13 protein-coding genes are annotated in these 25,312 nt (G+C 73.0%); 9 read left to right on the forward strand and 4 right to left on the reverse strand.

Translation table 11 applies throughout. The features are described from left to right. Nucleotides 1-26: 26 nt before the first annotated feature. The 7 genes from HNV26_RS06525 to HNV26_RS06555 all read left to right on the forward strand — a co-directional run bounded on the left by HNV26_RS06525 (nt 27) and on the right by HNV26_RS06555 (nt 15,507). Nucleotides 27-9,575 carry a tetratricopeptide repeat protein gene (locus HNV26_RS06525; protein ID WP_171441056.1) on the forward strand — a complete coding sequence of 3,183 codons (9,549 nt, stop codon included), beginning with the start codon at nt 27-29 and terminating at the stop codon, nt 9,573-9,575. 20 nt (nt 9,576-9,595) lie between these two features. Then, nucleotides 9,596-10,201 (forward strand): hypothetical protein, encoded by a 606-nt coding sequence (locus HNV26_RS06530; RefSeq protein WP_171441057.1) that lies wholly within the window; start codon nt 9,596-9,598, stop codon nt 10,199-10,201. Continuing rightward, nucleotides 10,201-10,893: a 7-cyano-7-deazaguanine synthase QueC gene (gene queC, locus HNV26_RS06535; RefSeq protein ID WP_171441058.1), complete on the forward strand. Its 693-nt coding sequence runs from the start codon at nt 10,201-10,203 to the stop codon at nt 10,891-10,893. Before HNV26_RS06530 ends, queC begins: the two co-directional genes overlap by 1 nt. Next, a complete protein-coding gene (locus tag HNV26_RS06540; protein WP_171441059.1) occupies nt 10,890-11,546 on the forward strand; it encodes a M15 family metallopeptidase in 657 nt (218 codons plus the stop codon). Before queC ends, HNV26_RS06540 begins: the two co-directional genes overlap by 4 nt. 98 nt (nt 11,547-11,644) lie before the next feature. Then, nucleotides 11,645-12,976 carry a YfbK domain-containing protein gene (locus HNV26_RS06545; RefSeq protein WP_253816292.1) on the forward strand — a complete coding sequence of 444 codons (1,332 nt, stop codon included), beginning with the start codon at nt 11,645-11,647 and terminating at the stop codon, nt 12,974-12,976. A 9-nt stretch (nt 12,977-12,985) separates the two neighbouring features. Beyond that, on the forward strand, nt 12,986-14,809 hold the full coding sequence (locus tag HNV26_RS06550) for a sensor histidine kinase (RefSeq protein WP_171441061.1): 1,824 nt from the start codon (nt 12,986-12,988) through the stop codon (nt 14,807-14,809). After that, entirely contained in the window at nt 14,806-15,507 is a 702-nt protein-coding gene (locus HNV26_RS06555) for a response regulator transcription factor (protein WP_171441062.1), read from the forward strand. The genes HNV26_RS06550 and HNV26_RS06555 overlap by 4 nt, the downstream gene beginning before the upstream one ends. Nucleotides 15,508-15,509: 2 nt before the next feature. On the opposite strand, the gene HNV26_RS06560 is transcribed toward HNV26_RS06555, so the two are convergent. Next, a complete protein-coding gene (locus HNV26_RS06560; RefSeq protein WP_171441063.1) occupies nt 15,510-16,433 on the reverse strand; it encodes a HEAT repeat domain-containing protein in 924 nt (307 codons plus the stop codon). Then, entirely contained in the window at nt 16,430-18,214 is a 1,785-nt protein-coding gene (locus HNV26_RS06565; RefSeq protein ID WP_366816789.1) for a protein-arginine deiminase family protein, read from the reverse strand. The genes HNV26_RS06560 and HNV26_RS06565 overlap by 4 nt, the downstream gene beginning before the upstream one ends. Before the next feature lie 254 nt (nt 18,215-18,468). On the opposite strand from HNV26_RS06565, the gene HNV26_RS06570 reads away from it, so the two are divergent. Together HNV26_RS06570 and HNV26_RS06575 are read left to right on the forward strand one after the other, a co-directional pair. Next, nucleotides 18,469-20,076 (forward strand): DUF1800 domain-containing protein, encoded by a 1,608-nt coding sequence (locus tag HNV26_RS06570; protein ID WP_253816293.1) that lies wholly within the window; start codon nt 18,469-18,471, stop codon nt 20,074-20,076. A gap of 223 nt (nt 20,077-20,299) precedes the next feature. Then, on the forward strand, nt 20,300-21,535 hold the full coding sequence (locus HNV26_RS06575) for a DUF1501 domain-containing protein (protein WP_171441065.1): 1,236 nt from the start codon (nt 20,300-20,302) through the stop codon (nt 21,533-21,535). 128 nt (nt 21,536-21,663) lie between these two features. On the opposite strand, the gene HNV26_RS06580 is transcribed toward HNV26_RS06575, so the two are convergent. Together HNV26_RS06580 and HNV26_RS06585 are read right to left on the reverse strand one after the other, a co-directional pair. Then, nucleotides 21,664-21,906, reverse strand: a complete 243-nt coding sequence (locus HNV26_RS06580) for a mersacidin/lichenicidin family type 2 lantibiotic (protein ID WP_171441066.1) — start codon at nt 21,904-21,906, stop codon at nt 21,664-21,666. 85 nt (nt 21,907-21,991) lie between these two features. Next, nucleotides 21,992-25,189 (reverse strand): type 2 lanthipeptide synthetase LanM family protein, encoded by a 3,198-nt coding sequence (locus tag HNV26_RS06585; RefSeq protein WP_366816791.1) that lies wholly within the window; start codon nt 25,187-25,189, stop codon nt 21,992-21,994. Nucleotides 25,190-25,312 lie beyond the last annotated feature (123 nt).

A 25,312-nucleotide genomic window follows, 5' to 3' on the forward strand; every position in this document is an offset into this window, starting at 1 on the left:
CCCGTGCTAACGTCCCTGCTCCCGCGATGGCTACCGAAAGCGATTCTCCCAAGCCCGCCACGGCGCTGGATGCGCGCGCCGCCGCCCCCGAATTGCGCCTGCTGGACCGCAGGGCGTTCGTGGGCTTCCCGGCGCTGGAGGTCCTGCCGGGACTGCGCATCTCCGACTTCGCGCTCCAGATTCCGGACGTCAGCTTCCCCTTCAACGTCAGCGCCGGCGCCACGCGCTACCAGCGCAAGAAGCTGCACTTCGGCTTCCTCGAGCTGTCCGTCGACGCGGACCTGGTGACGCGCAGGGTGGCGGAGCTGGCCGGGCGTCTGGCCGGCATCGAGGACCTGCGCCTGCACTTCCGGCCCGGCTACCTCGAAGGCCAGGGGCGGCTGCCCGCGCCGGAGCACACGCCCTTCACCTTCAAGGTGGCGTTCGACGCGGATGGGGAGCGGCTCGCCGTCTACCTCTACGACGTGCGCCTCTACGGCTTCTCCTCCACGCCGTCCGTGCAGGTGCCGGGGCTCTTGTCCTCGGCCGTGGGCGCGCTGGCGCTGGTGCCGGATGTCGAGGTCCGCGGGGCCACGGGTTTCTCCACGCGCGTGCTGCCCGCGCTGTGCCAGCTGGCGGCGGTGAGCCGCGGCTACAAGATGCCGACGCTGGACACCGCGCGCCTGTCGGCCGCGGAGGTCTCCAGCACGGGCCTGCGCCTGCGCTTCTCCGCGGGAGGACTGCCGCCGCCGTCGCCCCCGGACGAGGAGCTGCTGCTGGCACTGGAAGGCGCGCGCGCCTTCGCGGACGCCGAAGGGCTCATCGCGCAGGGCCGGCTGGCCGACGCGCGCCAGGCGTACCTCCAGGCCGGTGACGCGCAGGACGCGCACCCCTTCGCCGCCGAGCGGCTGCTGTCGCTGATGGTGGCGGACCCGCAGGCGCATGACCTGGCGCTGGACGTGGCGGCGACGCTGCAACGCCGCAGGGACCGCAGCCCCGCTTCGCTCTGGGGCGAGGCCGTGGTGCGCGAGCGCCGGGGGGAAGGTGCCCGCGCCGCCGAGCGCTACCTGGCGCTGTGCGCGCTCGCGCGCCGGACCTCGGAGGAGGCCGCGGCCTTCTTCGCCGCCGAGGCCGCCGCCCGCTGCTCGCGCGACACCGCGCCCCAGGTGGCGGTGAAGGCGCTGCACGAGCTGCTGGGGCTCAAGCCCGACCACCTGCCTTCGCTCAAGGCGCTGGCGCGTGCGTCCGACCAGGCCCGTGACAGGGCCGGCGCGGTGCGGGCCTATCGCCGGTTGGCGGCGCTCGCGCGCGACCCGGCCGAGGCCGCCGATGCGCACGTGCACCTGGCCCGGCTGTGCGCGCAGACGGAAGACGACATCGCCGGCGCGCGCCTGCACTGCGAGGCCGCGCTGCGGCTGGCGCCGGACCATCCGGACGCGCTGCTGCTGCTGGGCGAGCTGTGCCATCGCGGCGGTGAGCACCTGCGCGCGCTGAAGGCCCTGGACCGTCTGCGCGAGGTGGCCATGGGCCGCCACGAGCTGGACCGGGTGGGCCATGCCGACCTGATGGCCGGCCGCGTGTGGGACGAAGGCCTGAAGCAGCCGGAGAACGCGCTGCTGCGCTTCCGGGAGGCGGTGTCGCTGCTGCCCGGTGAGCCGGAGCCGCTGTTCGCCGCCGCCCGGGTGGCGGAGGGGCTGGGCCGGTTGCAGGAGGCGCTCGCGGGCTACCAGCAGGCGCTGGAGCTGGCGGGGCCGGCGCCTCGCTCGGAAGGGGTGCGGCACGCCGCGCACGCCAGCCACCACGCCCTGGCGCGGCTGTACCGCACGCGGCTGGGGGACCCGGCGCGCGCGCGGGAGCACCTGGAGTCCGCGCTGGCGTTGGACCCGCGCGACGCGGTGGCGCTGGAGGAGCTGATTCCGTACTTCCGCGCCACCGGCCGCTCACAGGAGCTGGCGGAGGCGTTGGAGAAGGCCGCGGCGCTCCAGGACGCCCCCGGCAAGCGCGCGGCGGCCTGGGCCGAGGCGGGCGAGCTGTACCGGGGCAAGCTGCAACAGCCAGAGAAGGCGGAGCGGCTGCTCCTGCTGGCGCTGGAGGCGGATGGCGACCACCGGCCCGCGCTGGAGTCGTTGCTGGCGCTGGCCGAGGCCCGGCGTGACGGCGCGCTGCTGACGCGGTGCCTGTCTTCGCTGGCGCGGCTCGCCACGGACCTGAAGGAGCGCGCGCAGAAGTACCGCCGGCTCGCGGTGGCCGCGCGTGACCTGGCCTTCGATCTGGACCTGGCCGTTCACGCGCTCCAGGAAGTGCTGCGCGCCGAGCCGGATGACCTGCCCGCGCTGGGCGAGTTGTGCGCGTTGCAGCGCAAGCGCGCTGACATGGCGGGGCTGGCCGACGCGCTGGAGGTGCGCGCGCGGGTGGCCGAGGCGCAGGGCGACAAGCGGCTCGCCGCGGCGGCGCTGCGTGAGCTGGCCGGCGTGCTGGAGGCCCGGCTGGGCCGCGTGGGTGACGCGCTGGTGGCGCTGGAGAAGGCCGCGCGGCTGGCGCCGGATGCCGCGGTGCTGTTGGACCTGGCGGACCTGTCCCTGCGCTGCGAGCGCCCCGAGCATGCGCGGCGCGCGCTGGAGAGCTTGCTGTCCACGCTGCCTCGCACGGCGGCGCCGGAGAAGCTGGCGGACGTGCGTTCCCGGTTGGGTCGCGCGTGCGAGATGCTGGGAGACCGCGAAGGCGCCATCGCCGCCTACGCGCAGGCCTTCCCGCTGCGCCGGCTGGATGATGCCCTGGCCGCGCGCCTGGAGGCGCTCTACACGGAGGCCGGGGAGTCGCAGGCGCTGGCCGAGCTGTGGGCCAACCGCGCCCAGGCGCTGATGGGCGCCGACCGCGCCGAGGAGGCCGCGCCGCTGTTCCTCCAGAGCGCTCGCGCGCTGCTCGAGCGAGGCGAGAACGCCGCGGCGCTGATGCGCCTGTCGGCCGCGCTGGAGGCGAGCCCCGAGGGCCCGCTGGCCGCCGAGGTGTTGGAGTCGCTGGCCGAGCTGGAGCTGGAGCGCGGCGAGAAGCTGGAGGCCGCGCGCCTGTACGCGCGCCGCGCCGCGCTGATGCCCGAGGCCCGGGCCGGCGCGAAGCTGCTGTTCCGCGCCTCGCTGCTCGCCGCGGGGACCAGCCGGGAGGAGGCCTTCCTCGCCGACGCCCTGGAGCGTGACGCGAGCTACGCGCCCGCGCGCCAGCGCCGGGGCGAGCTGCGTCTGCCCACGGATGCCCGCGCCGCGCTGGAGGACTTCGAGGCCGTGCTGGCGCTGCCGCCCGCGGACGGCGATGCGCCGCGTGAGAGCGAGCGCGTGGCCCTGACGCGCAAGGCCGCCACCGCGGCGGTGCGCGCGAGCCGCACGGATGCCGCCCGCCGCCTGCTGGCCGAGTACAGCGCCCGCGCGCCGGAAGACCTGGACGCCCGGGTGGAGCTGGCGTCGCTGCACCGCAAGGCGGGGGCGCGCGAGGCCCTGGCGGACCTGCTGGTGGAGTTGTGGCCGCGCCTGTCCGGCGAGCCCCGCCGCGCCGCGCGCCGCGAGCTGGCGGAGCTGTCGCTGGGCCTGGGGCGCGCCACCACCGCGGTGGACGCGCTGCGCAGCCTGCGCCTGGAGGAGCCGCACGACACCTGGGCGGCGCAGTCGCTGCTGGACCTGCTGCCTCCGCCCGGCACCGGCACGCCGGAAGAGGAGACGGAGCGGCTGGAGTTGCTGAGCACGCTCGTGGCCGCCGCCTCGGGCGAGGCGCGCGCGGAGTTGCTGGCCCGGCGCGCCGTGCTTCACCGCGCCGCGGGCCGGGTGTCCGCCGCGCGCGACGACTTCTCGGAGGCCGCGAAGGGCTCTCGTCGTCCCGCATCGCTGCTGCTCGCGCTGACGGAGCTGGCGCGCGAGTCGGGCGACGAGGCCGCGGAGCTGGACGTGTGGCGCCGCGCGGTGTCCGCCGACGCCAACCTCGCCACCCGCGCTCGTGAGCGCCTGCTGGCCCTGTCCGCCACGTTGGTGGAGAAGGACGAACGCGCCCTCGCGCGCGAGGCCCTGGGCGCGGCCATTGGACTGGAGCTGTCGGAGGCGGAGCGGTGTGACGCCTTCTTCTCCCTCGCCGAGCTGGCGCGCCGTGATGGCCAACTGGAGGACGAGGCCGCCGCGCTCGCCGAGGCGGCCCTCCAGGGACCCGCGCCTCGTCGCGTGGAGGCACTGCTGGCGCGCGCCGCGCTGCTGGAGTCCAGCGGCCGCATGGAGGACGCGGGGCAGAGCCTGGAGGCCGCGCTCGCGCTGGCCCCTCGGCACGCGCAGGCCACCGCCGCGCTCCAGCGCGTGCTGCGGACCCGGGAGGACTGGGCCGCGCTGGCCGAGCTGCTCGCCACCGAGGCGCCCCACGTGGCGCCCGCCGAGGCGGCCGCGATGTACGCCGAGCTGGCCAACCTCTACCTGGACCGGCTGTCGCAGCCGGCGCCCGCCGAGGCCGCGCTGCGGCAGGCGCTGCGCCTGTCCCCGTCTGACGCCGCCGTTCGCCGTCGCCTCGTCTCGCTGGTGGCGGAGCGCGGGGAGCTGCGTGAGGCCGCGGCGTTGCTGGAGACCGCGGCGGAGAGCGCCACGGCGCAGGACGCCGCGCTGCTGCTGCGTGAGGGCGCGGGTTACGCGCGCGGCGCGCACGACCTGGACAAGGCGCTGAAGCTGGCGCGTAAGGCCCACGCGCTGGTCCCCGCGCAGGGGCCGGAGCTGGGGTCGCTGGCGGAGTTGCTCTACCTGCGCGGCGCGGTCATCGAGGCGCTGCCGCTGCAAGACGCGCTCGCCGCCGCCGCGGATTTCCGGAGCGCGCCGGAGGCCGCGGAGTCCACGTGGCTGCGGCTGGCGGAGCTGGCCGAGCAGACCGGAGAGACGAAGCGCGCGGTGGCCGCGTACCGGAAGCTGCTCGTGGAGCGGCCCCTGTGCGAGGCCGCCGTCATGCGTCTGGCCGCGCTGCTGGAGAAGGACGACCCGCGCGGCGCCTTCGAGGTGCGCGTCACGCACGCGCACGCATTGGCTCCGTCCGAGGACACCGTGCAGCGGCTCGTCGAGCTGTCGGCGCGGGCCCGCGAGGTGCTCGCGGACGCGGGTGTGGCGGCCTCGCTGCTGGCGCGCGCCGCGTCGCTGGCGTCGGAGCCGCTGCCGCTGCGTCGCCGGTTGGCGGCGCTGCACCGGGAGACTGGCCGCACCGTGGAGTTGCTCGCCGAGCTGCGCCAGGTGGCCACCCTCAGCCTCGAGGCAGGGGACCCGGACGCGGCGCTCGAGGCCTATCAGGAAGAGGCCCGGCTCGCGGTCGACCTGGGCCGCGCGGACGACGCGCTGCGGGCGCTGGCGGATGCGCGCGACTTGCTGGAGGCGCGGGGGCAGCAGTCCGAGGCCGCGGCGTGCGAGCGCTACCGGGCGAAGCTGCTGCGCGACGTGAAGCTGGACCCCGCCGGCGCCGAGGTCGCGCTGGAGCGCGCCTTCGCCCTGGCCGTGGACCTGGGCACCGCGAAGCTGGGCGCGGCGCTGGCCGAGCGTCGCGACGACGCGGAGGCCGAGGCGCGTTGGCTGGAGCGCGCGCTGCCGCTGCTGGATGACGCGGGCGAGGCCGCGGCCGTGCTGCTGCGGCTGGCGCGGCTGAACCTGGGCGTGCTGTCGGACGTGGCGAAGGCCGAGGAGTTGCTGCGCTCGGCGCTGCGCAAGGACCGGGCGCTGACGGAGGCCGAGGGCCTGCTGGAGAAGCTCCTGGAGAGCGACGGCCGGCTGGCGGAGCTGGCGGCCTGGTACGAGGAGTGCGCGGAAGGCGAGCCCGACGCGGCCCGTCGCGCGGAGCTGTTCCTGCGCGCCGCCGTGCTGTACCGCGACCGGGCGGGGCGCCCGGAGTCCGCCGCCGCGGCCTTCATCGCGGCGCGTGGCGCGCGCCCGGACGACCTGGAGCTCACCGCGCAGGCGGCGGAGCTGCTGCACGAGGTGAAGCGCCACGCGGACGCCGCGGAGTTCGACGCGGTGCTGCTGGAGGCGGACCCGTTCCGCGAGCCCGTCTTCGCTCGGCACCTCGCCTTCCTGGAGGAGGCCGAGGACCATCAGGCACTCGCCGAGCTGATGCTGCGCAGGGCGCAGCGCCAGGAAGCCGCGGGCGCCGCGGAGAGCTACCTGTCCGCCGCCCGTGCCTTCCGCGCGGCCGGTGCCCGCGAGCGGGCGCTGCTGTGCGAGGACCAGGCCTTCGAGCTGAGCCCCGCGAGCGCGGAGGCCTTCGAGCGCGTGCGTGAGCGCGCGGCCGGTGACGTGCGCCGGCTGGCGGACCTGCTGTCCCAGCGCGCCGCGGCCCTGTCCGCGCCGGAGGCCCTGCCGCTGCTGCGCGAGCGCGCCTCTCGACTGCTGGACGCGGGGGAGGCGCTGCTGGCCGCGGAGGCCTTCGACGAATACCTCTCCCTGGCGGGGGACGACGTGGACGCCCTGTCCGCGCGCGCCGAGCTGGCCGCGAAGGGCGGAGGCCCCGTCGCCGCGCGCCCCTACGACCGCCGCCTGCTGGACGTGGGCGGGGACGCGCTGCCGGTGCCGGTGCGCACGCGGACCTGGCTGCGGTTGGGCCATGCCTCGCTCGGCGCGGGCGCGTTCCACGACGCGGCGGATGCCTTCGAGTCCGTGGTGGCGCTGGAGCCGGAAGGCGAGCGCGGCCGCGAGGCGCTGTCGCTCCTGGCCGAGGTGCACTCGCGCACGGGCAACGCGCCGGGGCTCTACCGGGCGTCGCTCCAACTGGCGCGCCATGCGGAGGACGCCGCCACCGCCGAGGTGCTCTACCGCCGCGCGGCGGACCTCTTCGACGACCCGAAGGACGCCATCGACGCGCTGTTGCCGCTGGCGCGCCTGCGTCCCGCGGATGCGTCCGTCATCGACCGGGCCGTGGCGGGGCTGCACGCCCTGGGGCGTCATGGCGACCTGCTGGACGTGTACGCCTCGGGCGCGGAGGCGGCGGGTGGCCGCCGGGCCGCGGAGCTGCTGTTGGCCGCCGCGTCGGTGGCCTCCAACTCGCTGGCGGATGAAGACGCGGCCTGGACGCTGACCCAGCGCGCCGCGGAGGCCGCGCCGGAGGACCTCACCGCGCTCCAGGCTCTGGTGACGGGCCTGCGTCAGCGGGGCGACTCCGCGCGGCTGATGCAGGCGCTGGAGCAGTGGGTGCCGCGCGTCGAGGACGCCGACGAGGCCGCGGTGCTGCGGCTGGAGCTGGCCATGCTCGCGCGTGACGCGGGCCGCGTGGACGTGGCGCGCGAGGCGCTGGAGGAAGTGGCCGCGCGTGGCGCCTCGGGCGCGGGTTACGCGGACGCGCTGGAAGCCCTCGAGCCGCTGCTGAAGGACGCCCCCGCCCGCCGCGCCGAGGTGCAGGTGGCGCGCGCGGAGCTGGCCTCTGGCCGCGAGCGGCAGGTCCTGCTCCTGGCTGCCGCTCGGGGCTTCGAGTCCGCGGGGCTGCTGCCGGAGGCGCTGAAGGCGGCGAAGGACGCCGCCTCGGTGGAGCCGGACGTCGACGCCGCCCTGCGGGTGGCCCACCTGTACCGCGCGTCGGGCGAGGCGCCTCGCGCGGCGCGGGCGCTACTTCAGGCCGCGCGGCTGGCGGCGCCGGAGGAGCGCCCCCCGCTGCTGCTGGAGGCCGCGGGCCTCTGGGAGAAGGCGGGAGAGCACGGTGAGGCGCTGGAGGTGTTCGAGCGCATCGCCACCGAGGCATCGGACATGCTCGCGCCCTCGGAGCTGGCCGAGCGCTTCGGCCGGCTGGGCGCCTTCGCGCGCGCGCTGGAGGTGGGCTTCGCGCCCGCCATGGCCTCGGGCGACCTGACCGACGCGCTGGCCATGGCCGCGCAGGCGGGCGACGCGGCGCGCACGCGCGAGGCGCTGTGGGCCCTGGCCGCGCTGGCGGACGCGGACCCCGCGCATGCCTCGGCCCTGGCGGATGGCCTGCGCGCGGAAGGCGACGCGGAAGGGTTGCTGGAGCTCGCGGGGCTGTCCGCCGCGCGTGACGCCGCGTTCGCGGTGGCGCTGCGCGATGAGGTGCTCCGCTCGGCGGCGGCCTCGGTGCTGTCTCGCCTGCGCGCGCTGGAAGAGCTGGCGCCCGAGCCGGGCTTCGCGGCCCGTCTGACGCTGTTGCTGCCCGCCCTGGAGAAGCTCCCGGAGGCGCTGGCGGAGGCGGTGCTGACGCAGGTGCATGCACAGCCGGGCACGGTGCGGGTGGAAGCGCTGGCCATGGCGGCGGACGGCTGGCCCTCGCGGCGCAAGGCGCTCTTGCGCGAGCGCCACGCGCTGGAGCTGGAGCTGGGCCGCTACGAGGCTTGCGTGCGCACGCTGTCGCAGCTGGCGGGCGAAGAGTCGGACGCGGTGGCTCGCGCCGTCCTGCACCTGGAGCGCGGCGAGCTGCTGCTCAGCCCGCTGGAACAACTGCCCGAGGCGCGCGAGGCCTTCGAACAGGCCCTGAAGGACGACCCCGCACAGCTCCATTCCCTGCGGCACCTGTTGTCGCTGGTGGACCTGGGCGAGGAGCCCGCTGTCTTCGTGTCGCTGGTGGAGCGGCTGGAGCAGGCCGAGGGTGGGGAGTCCGGCAACACCTACCGCGAGCGGCTGGCGGACGCCTACGAGGCCCTGGGCATGGTGGCGGACGCGGCCGCGCAGCTCGAGCGGCTGCCGGAGACGGACGAACGGCTGGCCCGCCGCGCGCGGTTGGCGGAGGAGCGCGGCCTCACCGGCGAGGCCCTGCGCCTGCGCGAGCGGCTCACCGACGAGCCCGCGGTGCTGGAGGCCATTCTCCGCGGCTACCTGGACGCGCAGTTGGTGTCGCCTGGAGCCCGGCTCGCCGCGCGGCTCTTCGATGCCGGCGAGCTGTCCCCTGAAGTCACCCGCATGGCCGCCGAGCACCTCTCCACGGTGCCCGAGGGCGTGTCCCTGGCCGTCCGCATCTGGCCGCACCTGCTCCGGGAGCACCCGCTGGACGTGGATGGGTGGACGCTCTACGCGGAGGCCCTGCGGGCGCTGGGCCGGACGGAGGACTCGCAGCGCGCGGACGGCGTGGGCGCGGCCCTGTCCTCCAGCGACGCGGCGGCGCCTCAGGCCCCGGTGTCCACGCTGCCGGTGCCCTCGGGCTTCGAGCACCCGGTACCCGCCGGCGCGGTGCCGGTGACGGCCGAGCGCCTGCCCCGGCTCGCCGCGGCGCTTCGTCCCATCCTGGCCTCGTTGGGCGCGGGCTCGCTGCAACTCGTGGTGGACCCGGTGGGCGGGGTGGAGGCGTACCTGGCCAGCGGCGACGTGCTGGTGCTGGGCGCGGGCGCGCTGTCCTGCTTCGGCGCCTCCGAGCTGAGCTACCTGTGCGCGCTGGCGCTGGCGCTGGGGGAAGACGGCGTCAAGCTGGCCCGTCCCGGTCCGGTGCCGGCCATGGAAGCGGCGGCGGTGGCGGCCTTCCGCGCCGTGCCGGCCTCGCTGGCGGCGGGGCGCGTCCTGGCGCGGCTCGACGCGGAGGTGCGTGGAGGGGACCCGGCGCAGGTGGATGTAGGCGCCGTGCTTGCCCGCGGCGACACCTTCCGGGCGCTGGCCCTTTGCGTGCTGGACGGCGTCTAGCCGTGTAGCGTGACGCCGCCATGCACGTGAAGCGCCTCGTTCTCGCCGCCCTGCCCGTCACGGCCGTCGCCGTGGCGATGGCCTGCTATTCCGAGCCGGTGTACCCGGGTGACCAGGTGCTCGGTTCGTTCCGCTTCGAGGCCCGGCTGGATGCCGCGCGCACCACGTGCGACGCCTCGGTGCCGGACTTCGCGCAACTCAACGACGCCGGTGTGTTCCTCTTCGAGGGCACCTTCTCGCGCGACACGGACGCGGGCACGGGCTTCTTCACCGTGCAGGGCTACTCGCGTGACGCGGGCTATGAGGGGCAGGTGGCCACGTCCACGCTGAAGGCCGTCGCGCCCCGGGCGTCCTGTGGCACGGGCTGCGAGGACTCCTCCATCGAGGAGACGCTGCGGGTGACGCTCTTCAGCGACAGCCAGGCGCGCAGCCTCAGCCGCGACTGTCGCCAGTTCGACGGTGGCATCCCCGACGGCTCGGTGCCGGGCCCCACGGAGAACGGTTACGACGTGTCGCTGGCGTGCGGCTCCCTCACGGATGTCTTCTTGCCGGGGACCCGCAACTGCAATTGCCAGCCGTCCACCTGCACCACGGTGTACACCGTGCAGGGAGAGCGGAGGGATTGATGGCGAAGCGCGCGGTGGTGTTGATTTCGGGTGGCCTGGATTCGACGACGTGTCTGGCCATGGCCAAGGCGAAGGGGTTCGAGCCCGTCTGTCTGGCGGTGGCCTACGGACAGCGGCACGCCGTGGAGCTGGAGCAGGCGAAGAAGGTCGCCGCCGCCATGGGCGTGACGGACTTCCGGGTGGTGTCCATCGACCTGCGGCAGGTGGGCGGCTCCGCGCTGACGGCGGACATCGAGGTGCCCAAGGGCCGGCCTTCCGACGAGATGAGCCACGGCATCCCCGTGACGTACGTGCCGGCGCGCAACGCGCTGTTCCTCTCGCTGGCGCTGGGGCTGGCGGAGGTGGTGGGCAGCACGGACATCTACATCGGGGTCAACGCGGTGGACTACAGCGGCTATCCGGACTGCCGCCCGGAGTTCATCCGCTCCTTCGAATCGATGGCGAACCTGGCCACCAAGGCGGGCGTGGAGGGTGCGCGCTTCACCGTGCACGCGCCGCTGTCCGGCCTGACGAAGGCGGACATCATCCGTGAAGGCGTGAAGCTGGGCGTGGACTACGGCCTGACGCACTCCTGCTACGACCCGGACGCCCAGGGCCGCGCCTGCGGGCACTGTGACAGCTGCGTGCTGCGCAAGAAGGGCTTCGAGGAAGCCGGCGTGCCGGACCCCACGCGCTACACGGAGTCCGCGTGACGCCGCGCCTCGGCTGGGGCGTGGTGGTGGCGCTGGGCCTGTCATCCGGGCCCGCGCTGGCCAGCGACGCGGGAACGCCGAAGGCCACTGCGACGCCGAAGGCCGCGGCCTCCCTGGTGGACGCCACCACGGTGGTGCCGGACCTGGTCGTGGACCTGCGCTACGCGACGGCGGACAACTTCTTGAAGCGGAAGGTGTACCCGGACACGGCGCGCTGCCTGCTGCTGCCCGCGTCGGCCGAGCGCCTGAAGAAGGCCGCGGACGTGCTGCGCGCCCGGGGCTACCGGCTGAAGGTGTACGACTGCTACCGGCCGCGCGCGGTGCAGTACCAGATGTGGGAAATCATGCCGGTGCCCGGCTACGTCGCCAACCCGCGCACCGGCTCCAACCACAACCGGGGCGGGGCGGTGGACCTCACGCTGACGACGCTGGAGGGCCAGGAGGTGGAGATGCCCACCCCCTTCGACACCTTCACGCGCGCCGCGCACCATGGGTACGAGGGCGGCACCGAGGCGTCGCGCAAGCACCGCGAAATCCTGCGCGAGGCCATGGAAGGCGTGGGCTTCAAGCGCAACCGCATGGAGTGGTGGCACTACGACCTGCCGGACGCGAAGAAGCGCCCCGTGCTGGACGTGCCCTTCTCCCCGCCATGACATGATGAAACCATGATGAACGGAGGGCCCGCCTGCGGCACGCTGCAGGCACCTCCCCAGGGTGGTCACGGCGTGCGTGGCCCGGGATGGCACCCACGATGAAGCCCACCCTCTGCAAGGCCTTCTGTGTCGTCCTCCTGCTGCTGTCCGCGCCTGCGCTGGCGGCCGGGGGGCTCTCCGGCACCGTCGTGCGTGCCAGCGACAAGAGCCCCATCCTGGGGGTGCGCGTCACCGCGACCTCACCCGCGCTGACAGAGCCCCGCTCCACGCTGACGGACGCGCAGGGCGGCTTCCGCCTTCCCCAACTGGAGGAGGGCGTCTACTCACTTCGCTTCGAGAAGGAGTCCTTCCAGGGGCTCATCCGGACGGACATCACGGTGAAGGCCGGGCATGAGCCCCGCGTGGACGTGGCGCTCTCCGCGGCGTTGCAGACGCGCCCCTCCGTGCTGCCCCCCGCGCCGGTGGACGATGACCGGGAGCGGGCACCCGCCTGGACGTTGCGGCACCTGCCCGTGCTCGTGCCGGATGGTGCGTGGCAGACCGTCTATCGCGTGTCGCAGGGGAAGCCGGGCTCCGGCGTCGAGACGCGGGGCTTTGGGGTGAACCCCACCATCGACACGGAGGAGTCGCGCGTCTCGGAGGTCCCGGTGGCCGTGGACACCCGCGCCTACGCGGTGGCGCGCGACTACCTGTCTCGTGACGTCTTCCCCGCGGAAGGCGCGGTGCGGACGGAGTCCTTCATCAACAGCTTCGACTTCGGGGACGAAGGCGAGCCGTACGGCCCCTTCTTGCTCTACGTCGAGGGTTTCCCTTCGCCCAGCCGCAAGGGCTACCACATGGTGCGAATCACCGTGAAGGCCCGCGAGCCGGTGCGCGAGGTCGGCGTCCAGATGGAGTTCAACCGGGAGGCCGTCGCCCGCTACCGGCTGCTGGGCTACGAGTACCTGTCTCCGAACCCGGAGCCGCTCGACCCAGGCGACGAGGCGGAGCTGTTTCCACTGGCCGCCGGCCAATCCGTCACCGCCATCCACGAGGTGAAGGTGCACGGGCCCTCCATCGCCTTCGGGATGCTCCGGGTGCGCTACGAGCAGGGTGACTCGAGCAACTGGCGTCGCGTGCAGATGATGATGCCCTCCAGCACGTTGCGCTCCGACTATGCCCGCGCCGCCCCCTCCACGCGCCTGGCCTACGTGGCCTCCGCGTTCGCGGAGAAGCTACGAGGCTCCTTCTGGACGCGCGCCCTGGACTGGCCCCGGCTGCTGACGCTGTGGGAAGGCATCGGCGAGCCGCTGCGAACCCGCAAGGACGTGGCGCAGCTGGGGTCGCTCATCCGCAAGGCCCAGTCGCTGGACACGCGCAAGGAGCGCTTCGAGCGCCTGATGCCCGGCGGGAGCTCGGACTTCGACGACGTGCCCTCCCTGGGAAACTGAGCCGCTCCGATGCTCCGCCGGTTGCTGCCCACCCTCATCGCGCTCCTGCTGGGCTTCGCCGGGCTGGCCTGGGGCCTGGGCTCGCTCCAGCGCATCTTCGCCACCGAGCGGGATGACGCGCAGTCCTCGCTCGACTCCCGCCGGGAGGCCCTGGAGCAATACGCGCGTGCCTCCCTGGCGCAGTCCCTGCGAGACCGCCTGGAAGCGGCGCGCCCCGCGCTGGAGGCCGCCGCGTTGGATCCGCTCGTCCCCGCGACGGGGCTCTACCTGAGAGAGCGGGGCACGCAGTTGCTGCCCCGGCTGGCCCTCCACGACACCGGCGAGGACACGCCCGCGAAAGGGCGCTACGCGGGCCTGCGCGCCGGCACGGAGCGGGCGGACGAGGCGGAGGACCCCTGGGCGGAGCGGCTCGCGCTGATTCGCGAGGTGGACCGGGCGCTGTCACGCGGCGACCGCCGCGCGTCCACCGTGGCGCTGATGGCGCTGCTCCAACACCGCGCGCAGTACGTGCTGGCCTCGACGCGCGACGTGCCGGGCTTCCTGGTGGTGTTGGAGTCGCTGGCGGAGCGGGGCGACCCCGTGCCCCAGTTGATGCACGCGCTGGTGCGTGACGGCCTGGCGGACGGGCGCAGCGGCCGCCTGGATGGATTGCAGCGGCTGCTCCTGCTGCGCCGCGCGCGCTTCACGAAGGCGGACTTCGACTTCCTGCGCGAGCGCATCGTGGCGCTCTCCGCGAAGGCAGGCGTGCCGGCGGCGGACTTCGAGGCCCGCGCCGCCGAGCTCGCGTCCGAACCGCTGCCATTGCCCAGGACGCTCCCGGGCCCCGCGCTGGTGCGAGCGGGGTGGTACCTGGAGCCACGCGGCGGCAATCACGTGCGGGGCGTGGCGGTGGACTCGGGCGCGCTGCTCCAGTCGCTGACACGGGAGATGCGCGAGCGCGGGTTGCTGGAAGGGGACGGACAGGTGCGGCTGCTCGCGGACGCGGAGGTGTTGCCGCTGGCCGACCTGCCGCTGTCGGTGGACACGCCGGAGTGGGCGCGGGCCCAAGGGGCGCTGGAGCGGCGCTACCGGCTGAAGACGGGCATGGTGGCCGCGTGCGCGGTGCTGGCGCTGGGCATCGCCGCGCTGGCCTTCGTGGCCCAGCACCGCAAGTTGCGCTTCCTGGAACTGAAGAGCGACTTCGTGGCCACCGTGTCACACGAGCTGCGCACGCCACTGGCATCCATCCGGCTGCTGGCGGAGACGCTGGAGTGGCGGCTGGCGGAGGGCACGGACGCGCGCGACTACCCGGCGCGCATCGTCCGGGAGGCGGACGGCCTGGGCTTCCTGGTGGAGAACCTGCTGTCCTTCAACCGCATCGACAAGGGGCGCTGGGTGCCAAAGCTGGCACCGGTGCGCCTGGACGAACTGGTGGCGCAGTTGCGCAAGGACCTGGAGTTCTGGTCCAAGGTCCCGGTGGAGCTGGAGGCGGACGTGGGGGAGTTCTCCCTGCGCGCGGACGGACAGCTCCTGCGCCTGCTGCTCTCAAACCTGGCGCGCAACGCCTGCGCCTACAACACCCGCAGCCCGGTGCGCCTGCGCATCGAGGCGCTGTCAGATGGCCGCGTGCGCTTCTCCGACAACGGCGTGGGCATCCCCCAGGCGCAGTGGGAGCGCGCCTTCGAGGAGTTCGTGCGCCTGCCGGGCCAGGGACATGATGCACCCGGCAGTGGCCTGGGACTGGCCCTGTGCCGCCGCATCATGCGCGTACACGGCGGCACCCTGCGCGTGGCGGCCTCCAGCCCGGAAGGCACCACCTTCGAGCTTCGCTTTCCTCATCCGGTGACGACATGACCTCATCCGTTCCGGCGCTCCTCCTGGTGGAGGACGACGCCAACCTGCGGCTCGCGCTGCGCGACAACCTGGAGAACCAGGGCGGCTACGCGGTGGAGGAAGCCACCTGCGTGCGGGAGGCGCGCGAGCACCTGGGCCGGCGCGACTTCCAGCTCATCCTGCTGGACGTCATGCTGCCGGACGGTGACGGGTACACGCTGTGCCGCGCGCTGCGCGAAGAAGGCGTGGCGACGCCCGTCCTGATGCTCACCGCGCGCACCCTGGAGGATGACGTGGTGCGGGGCTTCGAGTCAGGCGCGCAGGACTACCTGGGCAAGCCCTACCGGCTGCGCGAGCTGCTGGCGCGCGTGGGGGCGTTGGTGCGCCGCTCCGGCGCTGCGCCGGTGAAGGGGCTCCGCTTCGCGGGCTACCGGATGGACCTGGACCGACGGAAGGTGGAGACGCCGGCGGGCGCCCCGGTGGAGCTGACGCGGACGGAGTTCGACCTGCTCGCGTTCCTGGTGCGCGAGCGCGAGCGCGTGCTGCGCCGCGACGAAATCCTGGACGCGGTGTGGGGCCGGGACGTCGTCGTGGACCCGCACACCGTGGACAACTTCGTCTCCAGCTTAAAGAAGAAGCTGGGCTGGAACAGCACGTCCCGCTTCGCCATCCAGACGGTGCGCGGCGTGGGGTACCGGATGGAAATCGAAGCGGTCTGACGTCAGCGCAGCGGGTTGTGGCGCAGCCGTTCAGCCAGGGCGTCCAACTCCGCCTGTTGGGCGGGTGGGGCGCTCAGCCGGGCCGCTTCGATGAGCGTGGGCGTCTGGGGCGCATCCACGCGCAGCAGGGCGTCGGAGACGGCGCGCCGCACGTCACCGTCCGTGTCCAGGTACGCCCGCACCAGCGCCTCGGCCGCCACGCGACGGATGGCGCCTTCCTCCGAGCGCGCCTGCACGCCGGACGTCTTCCATGCCCACGCGGACCCTGCATCGCCCAGGGCCTTGGCCAACCGTCGCATGACTTCGCGTTCCGGCCGGGCGTCCAGTGCGTCCGCCAACGCCCGCGTCGCCACGAGCCGCCGGCACAGGCCCAGGGCCTCCATCGCGGCCTCGCCCCGGGCGTCCTTCCGCTTCGACGCGGCGATGAGCGCGTTCGCCGCGTCCAAGGTCTCCAGCCGCGCCAGCGCTCCCGCGACCGCGCGAAGGACCTGGGGCCGGGTGTCCGGACCTTCGAGAAGGCTCTTCCACAGGGGGGCCAGGCGGAGGTCACGCAGCGCCCCCGTGGCCTCCACCAATCCCACCTGGAAGGCCAGCCGCGCGGACTCACGCGAGGGGCGCCGCGATGTCTCCTGAGGTGGGAAGGCGAGCCGCTCCACCATGGGCCACATCACCTCCGGCCCCAGCGCACGAAGCCCCGGTGACACCGCGGCCAGGGGGCCCCGCTTCTTCGCGTCCAGCGCGTCCACCTGGGCGGCGGCGGTGTCGAACCGGATGAACGCCGCTGGATTCTCCCGGCGGGCCCGGGAGATGTTCGCCTTCAAGCCGGTCCTCCAGTCCTCATCCGGGCGGGGCGTCTCCGCTCCTCCCGCGCTCAGGGAGACCAGCATCCAGGCGGCGCAGAGGCCGCGAAGCAGTGCGCGTCTCATCGTCCGCCCTCCCACCACTTCACGTCAGGCACCTGCCGAGCACTCTGGGTGGCGCAGTGGACTTCGCCCTGGGCGATGTGGAACGGCGCCCACGCATCCACCCAGTGCACGCGGATGCCATGGGCCCCGAGCGCCTCCTCGAACCGCGCCTTGAACGGGTCCTCGCCATCGATGAGCGGTCCGTGCGGGTCTGGCGCGACGACCTGCGTGGGCGTCAGCGACAGCAGGTTCAGCGTGGCGGGCTGGTACGCCGTCACGCCGTCCGAAGCGTTCTGGAAGAGGAAGGGCACGCGGATGATGTCGGCGTCCGTGAGGCCCGTCTCCTCGCGGAGGATGGAGAGCTGCGTGTCGATTTCCAGGGCCGCCACGGCGCTGGCGTCCATCAGCTCGGGGTTGTCGAGCACCTCGGCGATGCTCGCCTCCGCGGGAATGGAGTACGCCCAGGACAGGCCGGCGAAGAGCTTCGCGTCTCCGTGCCCCCGGGCCTGCGCGTCCTGGAGCATCCGCCGCGCGAGCGCCGGGTCCGCCACCAGGGCAATCCAGCCCCGAGGCGTGGGGGCGGGCAGGAAGGTGAACGTCTCATCCACGTGGTCCACGAACAGCCACGAGGTGTCCACGTAGATGGGAGGCTGCACGGCCTGCGCCTCCAGCATCTTCGTGAAGCTGGGGTCGGGCTGATAGTCCGGCCGCGAGTCCGGCCCCCGGCCCCGGAACAGCCGGCCCAGGGGATACGTGACACCGTCCTTCTCGTAAGGCGGGATGACCTCCGTATTGCCGAAGGAGTTCAGCGTCTGGGATGCCATGGACATGCCCTGCTGGTACTGCTGGATGGCGGCATTGTCGGGGCCGCGAAGCCAGAACGCGATGCGGCCGGCCGCGCGCAGGGGCGCGTTCGCGTCCGTGTTGTAGACGTGCGGCGCGCGGTAGTGGACCTGCATGACGTGCTGGCGGCCCCCCGGGGCGGGCATCGACATGTACGCGGGCTCGAAGTAGTCCTGTGCCCACAAGTCATCCACCGCGAACTCGGAGTAGACCATCCGCTCTCCTGAGTCCGCGAGCACGCCGCCCAGCGCCTGCCGGAACTGGTTGGCCTCGATGCTGGCGGCGGGCTTGGAGACGAAGACGTTCCACGCGGGCGTCATGTGGTGGAAGAGCACGACGGGCGCCACGCGCATGCGGACGGTGTCGGTGAACACCGGGTCGTGCGGATTGTTCCGGCCGATGGTGAGCACCACGTCCGCGAAGCCATCCCATTCCTCGGGGTCGCGAACGATGTCGCGTCCCTCGATGGCGAGCACCACGCCGCGCCGTACCTCGGCGGTCGACAGGAACACCGTGTCGGGAAAGCCGCCCGAAATGAAGTTGCCCCGCACGCGCTTGAACAGGCGCACCTTCTTGCCCGCGGCCCCGGACACGATGACGGAGCCCACCGTACCCGCGGGCGCCTCGGGCCAGGGGACCGTGCGAAGCCGGGCCAGGTCCTCCAGGTCCGACTCGCCATTCACCACCGTGTCCATGGCGTCATGGCACTGCGCCAGCGCGTCATCGCTGAGGCGGTGGGGGTCCATGGAGAAGGGGCAGGCGTCCTCGTCGTCGTCCAGGTTGGCCAGGAAGATGGCGCCGCGCTCCGCCGTCCACGTCTCTTCGTCCTCGTCCTCCGTGGGGTTGTCGAGCTCGACGATGCCATTGCGATTCACATCCGCGCGCAGGTCGACCACCGGATGGAAGGGCCCTTCGAGTGGATCCTCGCTTCCGGGGCGTCCCCCGTCGTCATCGGCCACGGGCCCGCAGGCGCTCGCCCATAGGCATGCCAGCAGCAGCGGCAGGAGATGTGCTCGGGCAGGCGGGGACGGCGGCATGGCGCTCTCCGGGGGCACTGACGGGCAGCCCGGTCCCGGTGGAACGACATCGTGCGCCCTACGGCAAGTCACGATGCAGGGGGCCGGGAGTCCTTTGCGCCAGGAAAGCGTCATTTGACTTCGAGCCCTCAGCTCACCGCGTAACTTCAGGTACCGTGCGGGGTTCCTCCATCGGCATGCGACTTCTGTCTTTCGGATTCCTGGTGGCCTTCGTGCTCTCTTGTGCGAGCGGGCCGCACCCCGCGGTCGTGGTGGCGTCCGAGCCTGTCTCGGCCGAACCCGCCTTCGACGAGGCACGCGCGGTCCACGTCCTGCGGCGCATGGCCTTTGGACCTTCGCGACAGGCGCTGGCGGACCTGCGGCGCCAGGGCGTGGAGGGATGGATGGCGTCGCAGCTCTCCCGTCCCGGTGCGCCGCTGCCAGCCGGTCTGGAGGCGAAGCTCCAAGCGCTGCCCACGTTGACGATGTCCATGGCGGAGTTGGTGCGGGAGTACCCGCCGAAGCGCCAGCGGGAGGACGCCTTGGAGGACGGGCGTGAGCCACAGCGTCCCGCCCTCATCGGCCTGGAACAATCCGCGGCGAAGCTGCTGCGGGCGGTGGAGAGTCCCAACCAACTCGAAGAGGTGCTGGTGGACTTCTGGTTCAACCACTTCAACGTGTCTTCGGACAAAGGCGCGGTGCGGTGGATGGTGACGGCCTACGAGCGCGATGCCATCCGCCCGCATGTCTTCGGCAACTTCCGTGAGCTGCTGGGCGCCACGGCCCGCCATCCGGCGATGCTCTTCTACCTGGACAACTGGCGCAGCGTCCGTGACGGGATGCCGGAGCGCGGAGCGCTGTCGGAGGATGACGACGCACCGGAGCCCGCGGAGTTGAAGCCCGGACTCAACGAGAACTACGCGCGCGAGCTGCTGGAGTTGCACACGTTGGGCGTGGAGGGCGGCTACACGCAGCAGGACGTGCGCGAGGTGGCCCGCTGTTTCACGGGCTGGAGCATCCGCAAGCCGCGCCAGGAGCCGGCGTTCTACTTTCGTCGTAGGGCGCATGACCCGGACGACAAGTGGGTGCTGGGACAGCGAATCCCCGGACGGCGGAGCGTGGCGGATGGGGAGCAGGTGTTGGACCTGCTGGCGCGGCACCCCTCCACCGCGCGCCATGTCGCGAGCAAGCTGGCGCGGCGCTTCGTCTCGGACACGCCGCCGCCGGCGCTGGTGGAGCGGGTGGCGAAGGTGTTCCTCGACTCGGGCGGGGACCTGCCCACCGTGTACCGCGCGCTCTTCCAGTCACCAGAGTTCTGGGCACCCGAGGCGCGGGCAGTGAAGGTGAAGACGCCCTTCGAGTTCGTGGTGTCCGCGCTGCGAGCCACCGACGCGGAGGTGACGGTGCGCCCCCGGCTGGTGCAGTCCCTGGCGAAGATGGGCGAGCCGCTCTTCCGGGCCCCAGCGCCCACGGGCTTTCCGGAAGGGGCGGCTCCGTGGGTGAACAGCGGCTCCCTGGTGGCCCGGCTCAACTTCAGCCTGGAGCTGGTGTCCGGGCGGATGCCGGGGACGAAGGTCGCGTTGAAGACGTTGGCCACGCCGGCCGAGCCCACCGAGCGCGCCTGGGTGGACGCGCTGGGCCAGGCCCTGCTGGGCGCGCCTCCGTCGGAGGAGACGCGAGCGACCATCCTCGATGCGCTGTCGAAGCGCGCCGAGGCCGCCAGCGCCGTGGGAGAGACACGCCCCGTGGACGTCGCGCTCATCGCCGGGTTGTTGCTGGGCTCACCGGAGTTCCAGAAGCAGTAGGGGAGATGTTCCACCCCTGGGGCAGGTCGACCTCGCGGAACACACAGACGAACCATCCCTCCTTCACGAGGTTGACCGCGTCGCCACGTCTGGCGACCTGGACTGTCAAGGCGCGCGGACGCGCCGCGATGGATGGCCGCTGGTGGCGCTGTGCGAGCTAACCTCTCGTGGGGATGCGTGTTCTTGCCTGGAGACGGGCCACAACTTCGGAGCTCCTGACGCCATGACCGCACCACTGACTCGTCGCCATCTGTTGCGCACCCTGGGAGTGACGGGCGCGGGGCTTGTTTGTGCTCCGGCGTTCCTGGGACGGGCGCTCGCCGCGAGTCCCGCGTCGGCCGCTCGCCGCACGCTGGTGACAGTCTTCCTGCGCGGAGGCGTGGATGGGCTCTCGCTGGTGCCGCCCATCGAGGATGCGGCGTACCACCGGGCACGCCCATCGCTGGCACTGCGGGCAACCGGGCCGGATGCCGCGCTGAAGCTGTCAGGGCCGTTCGGTTTGCATCCGAGGCTAGATGCGCTGATGCCGCTGTGGCACGACGGCCGGCTGGCGGTGCTGCATGGCGTGGGATTGCCGGAGCCGGTCCGCTCCCACTTCGACGCGCAGGACTTCGTGGAGTCCGGAACGCCGGGGCGCAAGTCGACGCCGGATGGCTGGCTCAACCGCGCGCTGGAGGAAGAGGAGGGCGCAGCGCTGCGCGCCGTGGCGCTGCAGCCCACGCTGCCCCGCTCGTTGTTCGGAGACGTGGGGGCGGTGGCCATGGGGCGGCTGGAGGAGTTCCGGTTGCGAGGCGGGCGCCGGGGGGAGGAAGCCACCCGGGGCTTCAGTGCGCTCTACGCGGGCGCCGTGGACGAGGCGCTGCGGACGACGGGCCAGGGCGCATTCGAGGCGATGTCCCTGCTGGACGAGGACCGGCTGGCGAAGCTGCCTTCGCGCGCGGCGGTGGCGTATCCGAAGGGGCCGCTCGGGCAGCGGCTGCGGGACATCGCGCGGCTCATCCACGGAGAAGTGGGGCTGGAGGTGGCGGCGACGGAGTCGGGCGGCTGGGACACGCACGCGGCCCAGGGGGCCGCGACGGGCGCGTTCGCCAACCGCTGCCAGGAGTTGGGGAGCGCGCTGTCTGCCTTCGCCGCGGACCTGGGGCCTCGGCTGGAGCAGGTGTCGGTGGTGGTGTTGACGGAGTTCGGCCGCACCGTGCGGGAGAACGGCAGCCGCGGAACGGACCACGGCGTGGGCAGCGCGATGCTGGTGCTGGGCGGCGGCGTGAAGGGCGGCAAGGTGTACGGACGCTTCGATTCGCTGGAGCCGGACCGCTTGCAGGATGGGCGCGATGTGCCTGCATGGACGGACGTACGCGCGCCGTTGGCGGAAGTCCTGCGTGCTTGTCGGCCCGGTGTGGCGCTGGCGAGGGTGTTCCCTGGCTTCACGCCGCCTCCGTCACTGGGCCTGTTTGGATAGGCACTGCGCTCAACTTCTCGGTGGGGCAGACAGGGGAGCGGCATTCCTCCGCCGCTCCCCCGAGCAGACCACGTCCGTAGTCATGTCGAGCCGCCACGGTCCTTCCGCGTCAGCTCACGTCCCGCCGCTCAGCGGCAGCAGGCGACGCGCCCGCAGTTCGTATAGAGACAGGTGAGCTCGTTGGGCGTGGGGGTGGCGGGGCAGGTGGCCTCGGCATCGCCGCCGGTGATGAACGCCAGCGTCGCATCCTCCAACTCCATGACGGACGCGGGGCTGGCCGGAAGCGCGGCGCGCTCCGCGTCGGAGAGGCTGTCGTAGTAGTCGGCGTCACGCCAGGCGCGGAGGATGTGGTTCTTGTCGCTGTGGCTCATGGTGCTGCTCCTCTTGGGTTGTTGGGGGACTGCCAACGGACCGCCAACCCTCGCGGTGCCGGAGTTCGTTGGGAGCGAAGCCGCTTCACGAGACGGGCGGGGCCACGGAGAGCACGTCCGCCACCCGCTCTGGCGCCGCGAGCCGCAACAGGCCGTGGGCGATGCCCGCGAGCCCCACCATCAGCCCTGGCGTCTCGATGCTGCCGGGCAGGCCATGCAGATGGCCGTGCGACTCGATGCCCTGGAGCATGCCGCCCGCGAGCTGATAGGTGCGCCGCAGCAGCGTGTCATCGTGCAGCGCGCGCGCGGCCTCCAGCAGGAAGAGCACGTTGCCCAGGTCGCCATGACACAGGCCATGGTTGTAGCCGAGGCCTCCCGCGAGCGTGGCGCGGACCGCCGCGGCGATTTCCTCACGCACCCGGTGGTCATCGAGCAGCGGCAGCCCAGAGATGCGCGCCAACCCGATGCCGGGTGCGCCATTGCACCAGCCACACATGAAGGCGGGTCCACCACCGCCGTGCATCCCGGCGTCGGCGCGGAGGTCGGGCCAGTCGTCGGCCTCGGGCGAGAACCGGCCACGCTCATATGCCAGCGCCTCCAGCGCCGTGGTGTGGAAGCGGGACTCTCCCGTGGCGGAGGCCAGCCGCAGCAGCGCCAGCGCGATGCCCGCCCCTCCATGTGCCAGTCCGCACAGCGCCTGTCCGCCGGTCGAGGGTGAGAGCCAGCCCATGCCATGGGATTGGGGCGTGGCCGTCTGGAGCAGCTTCTCCCCACAGACTCGCGCGAGCCGTGACGCTCGCTCGGACGGATGCTGCACCGCGAGCGTCAGCAGGCCGAGCAGGGCGCCCGCGCAGCCACTGCCCAGGTCCAGGTGCTCGTCCTGCTCCACGCGGGGAGCCATGGCGCCCACGAAGGACTCGGCGGTCTCGAACAGCGCGCGTTCCCTCCACAGGGCCCCCAGGTGGGTCAGGGCGTAGAGGATGCCGCCCCAGCCGTTGAGGATGCCCACGCCACGGACCTGCATTGGCGCGGCCTCCAGGCGCCAGGTCAGGTGGCGCAATGCGCCTCGGGCCGCCTGCGTGAAGCGTGCTTCGCCCGTCAGGGCTCCGAGCTGCGCCAGCACCAGCGCGATGCCTGAGAGCCCCTGGTAGAAGTCCACTCCCACCTGGACGAGCCGCCACTCCTTCGTGTCGGACACCTCGAGCGACAGCCAGTGGGAATGGCCCGCGCCGGAGAACGACAGGGCCACCAATCGCTCTCCTACGCGTCGTGCAGCCGTCAGCAGCGCGTCTGGGTGCGCGGGCTCGGGCGGCTCGCGGAACGGATAGCGAGGGCGTCCGCCAGGGCTTGCCGCCAACCGGACCCGGTCGAGCGCGCTTCGCAGCAAGGCGAGCTGCCGCTCGTGGTCATCCGGCGACAGCCCCGCCAGGCGCCGCCGCGCCCGCTCCAGGCCGGAGTCGTCGAAGAAGTCGGGCAGGTGACGGCCCGCGCCTGACCACAGGTCCTTCGAGCCGGGCAGGGCGGTGAAGCGGGGGATGTCGCCGCGCTGCAATTCCTCCTGCTCTAAAGGGATGAGGGCCGCCAGGTACGGGCGCTCCTTCACGGCCAGCCAGAGGTGGTCGAAGAAGCGCTGCCGGTCCAGCGCGTCCCCCATCGCATGGGGGTGCATGCTCTCGTGCAGCAGGGCGTCGTAGCTGGCCGTGCCGCGAAAGAGCACTCGCACAGGCGCGTGCTCGAACGCCGCGAGCGGCCCTCCAGGGGCGAGCAGCGCATCCCGGCGCGCGGCGAGCAGCCGGTACAGGGTAGAGAACCCCTGCGCGAGCGCGTCCGCCTGCTCCGCCACGGAGATGTCCTGTCCCGCCATGCGAGGACGGTTCGCCGCGCCTGGAATCTCCATCCGCCGCCGCTCGAAGTGGAGCTGGTCCGTACCGTGCGCCGCGGCCACCAGGTAGCCCAGAGGGGTGAGCTGTCCCTCGCCAGCGCCCAGGGCGCTGAAGTCCACCTCGGTGCCGTCTTTCGCGCGCCAGGCGGGTTGCGGCAACAGCCCGCTCTTGAGCACCGTACCGTTCAGCACCGCACCGGGTTGCTTCTCCACGTCCCGGAGGGAGGCGGCGAGCGTGTGGGGATGGAAGAGCGTCTCCAGGTCCACCAGGACGGGGTGCTCGCCCACCGCGATGAGGTTCTCGTAATGGATGTCGGTGACGTCCAGCGCGTAGAGCAGCGCGACGAGCGCGCCTTGCCGAAGATGGAAGCGCCGCACTTCCTCGGCCGACTGGCAGGGCGCGGCCTCCACGTACTCCATCCACCCGTAGCCGTCCGAGGAGAGGACCTCCACCGTGCGCAGCGGAGGCGTGAGGCCGCGCGCGTTCAGCCAGGCGAGGAGTTGCTGGAAGGCGGCTTCCGCCGTGAGCGGGCGCGGCTTGTACACGAGCCGCAGTCCCGAGGCGAAGCGGAGCAGGAAGACGGTGCGTCCACCTCGGTGCGGGTCTGATAGACCGCCTTGGGCCTCCACCAGCGGGCCGGGAGGAACGCCGCCGTGGAAGCGGCGCCACAGCGCGGCGGCGTCCCGGGCCAGCCGCTGCATCAGCTCCACGCCCGTGGCTTCCCACGCGGTGACGTACTCCAAGGTTTGCCGCGCGAGCACCGGGTAGCGGGCAAGGATGTCGAGCGCCACGTCGCGTCGCCGGAGGTGCTGGGCGAAGTCCTGGAAGCGCGCTTCAGGCGTGTCTCCCTGGAGCCGCCCTTCGAGCTGAGCGATGCGCAGCTCCACCGCGAGTGTCCGGCCCAGCAAGGGCATCAACATCCGCGGGAGCGGCGCGAGCAACATGCGCGCCGTGTGCTCCGGCTCGAACGGCGCCGCGGGCAGGTCACGCAGGCAGGTGTCCAGGGCGGAGACGAGCCGTGCGTGTGCCTCGTGGACGAGTGGCTCGACCAGTCCGAGCAGGGCCGCGCCCGGTGGCGTGGGCTCCGGCCAGGAGAAGGGCGGCGATATCGCCGACGCGTAGGCCCGCTCGATGACACGTTGCCACGGCGGAGGCGCTCCCATGCGAGCATGCAGGGCCTCCGCCGGTTCTCCCAGGAGGGTGTGCAGCTCCGCTTCCGTCAGGCCCGAGGCACGCAGGCGTTCTGCCCAGAGCGAATCCCGCGTGAGGGGTTCTTGCTTGCGCCAGCGCTCCAGCCTGCGCCGCGCGCGTGCCTCGTCCACCGCCTCCGGAGTGCCGCGCATCCGGAGCGATGGCAGCCGCTCTTCCAGGGCATGGCCCAGCACCCAATGAGACGTCACGCCTTCTCCAATCCAGGCAGCGGCCTGGGGTGTCCGAGTCGTCCTTCGGCGTGTCTTTGAGAGGGATTCCAATCGCTATCGTTGCATTGCCGCCGGTTCGGATGCCAGGGGGCCGGGCAGGGT

It is taken from the genome of Myxococcus xanthus (genome assembly GCF_013116825.1).
Taxonomy (GTDB): domain Bacteria; phylum Myxococcota; class Myxococcia; order Myxococcales; family Myxococcaceae; genus Myxococcus; species Myxococcus xanthus_B.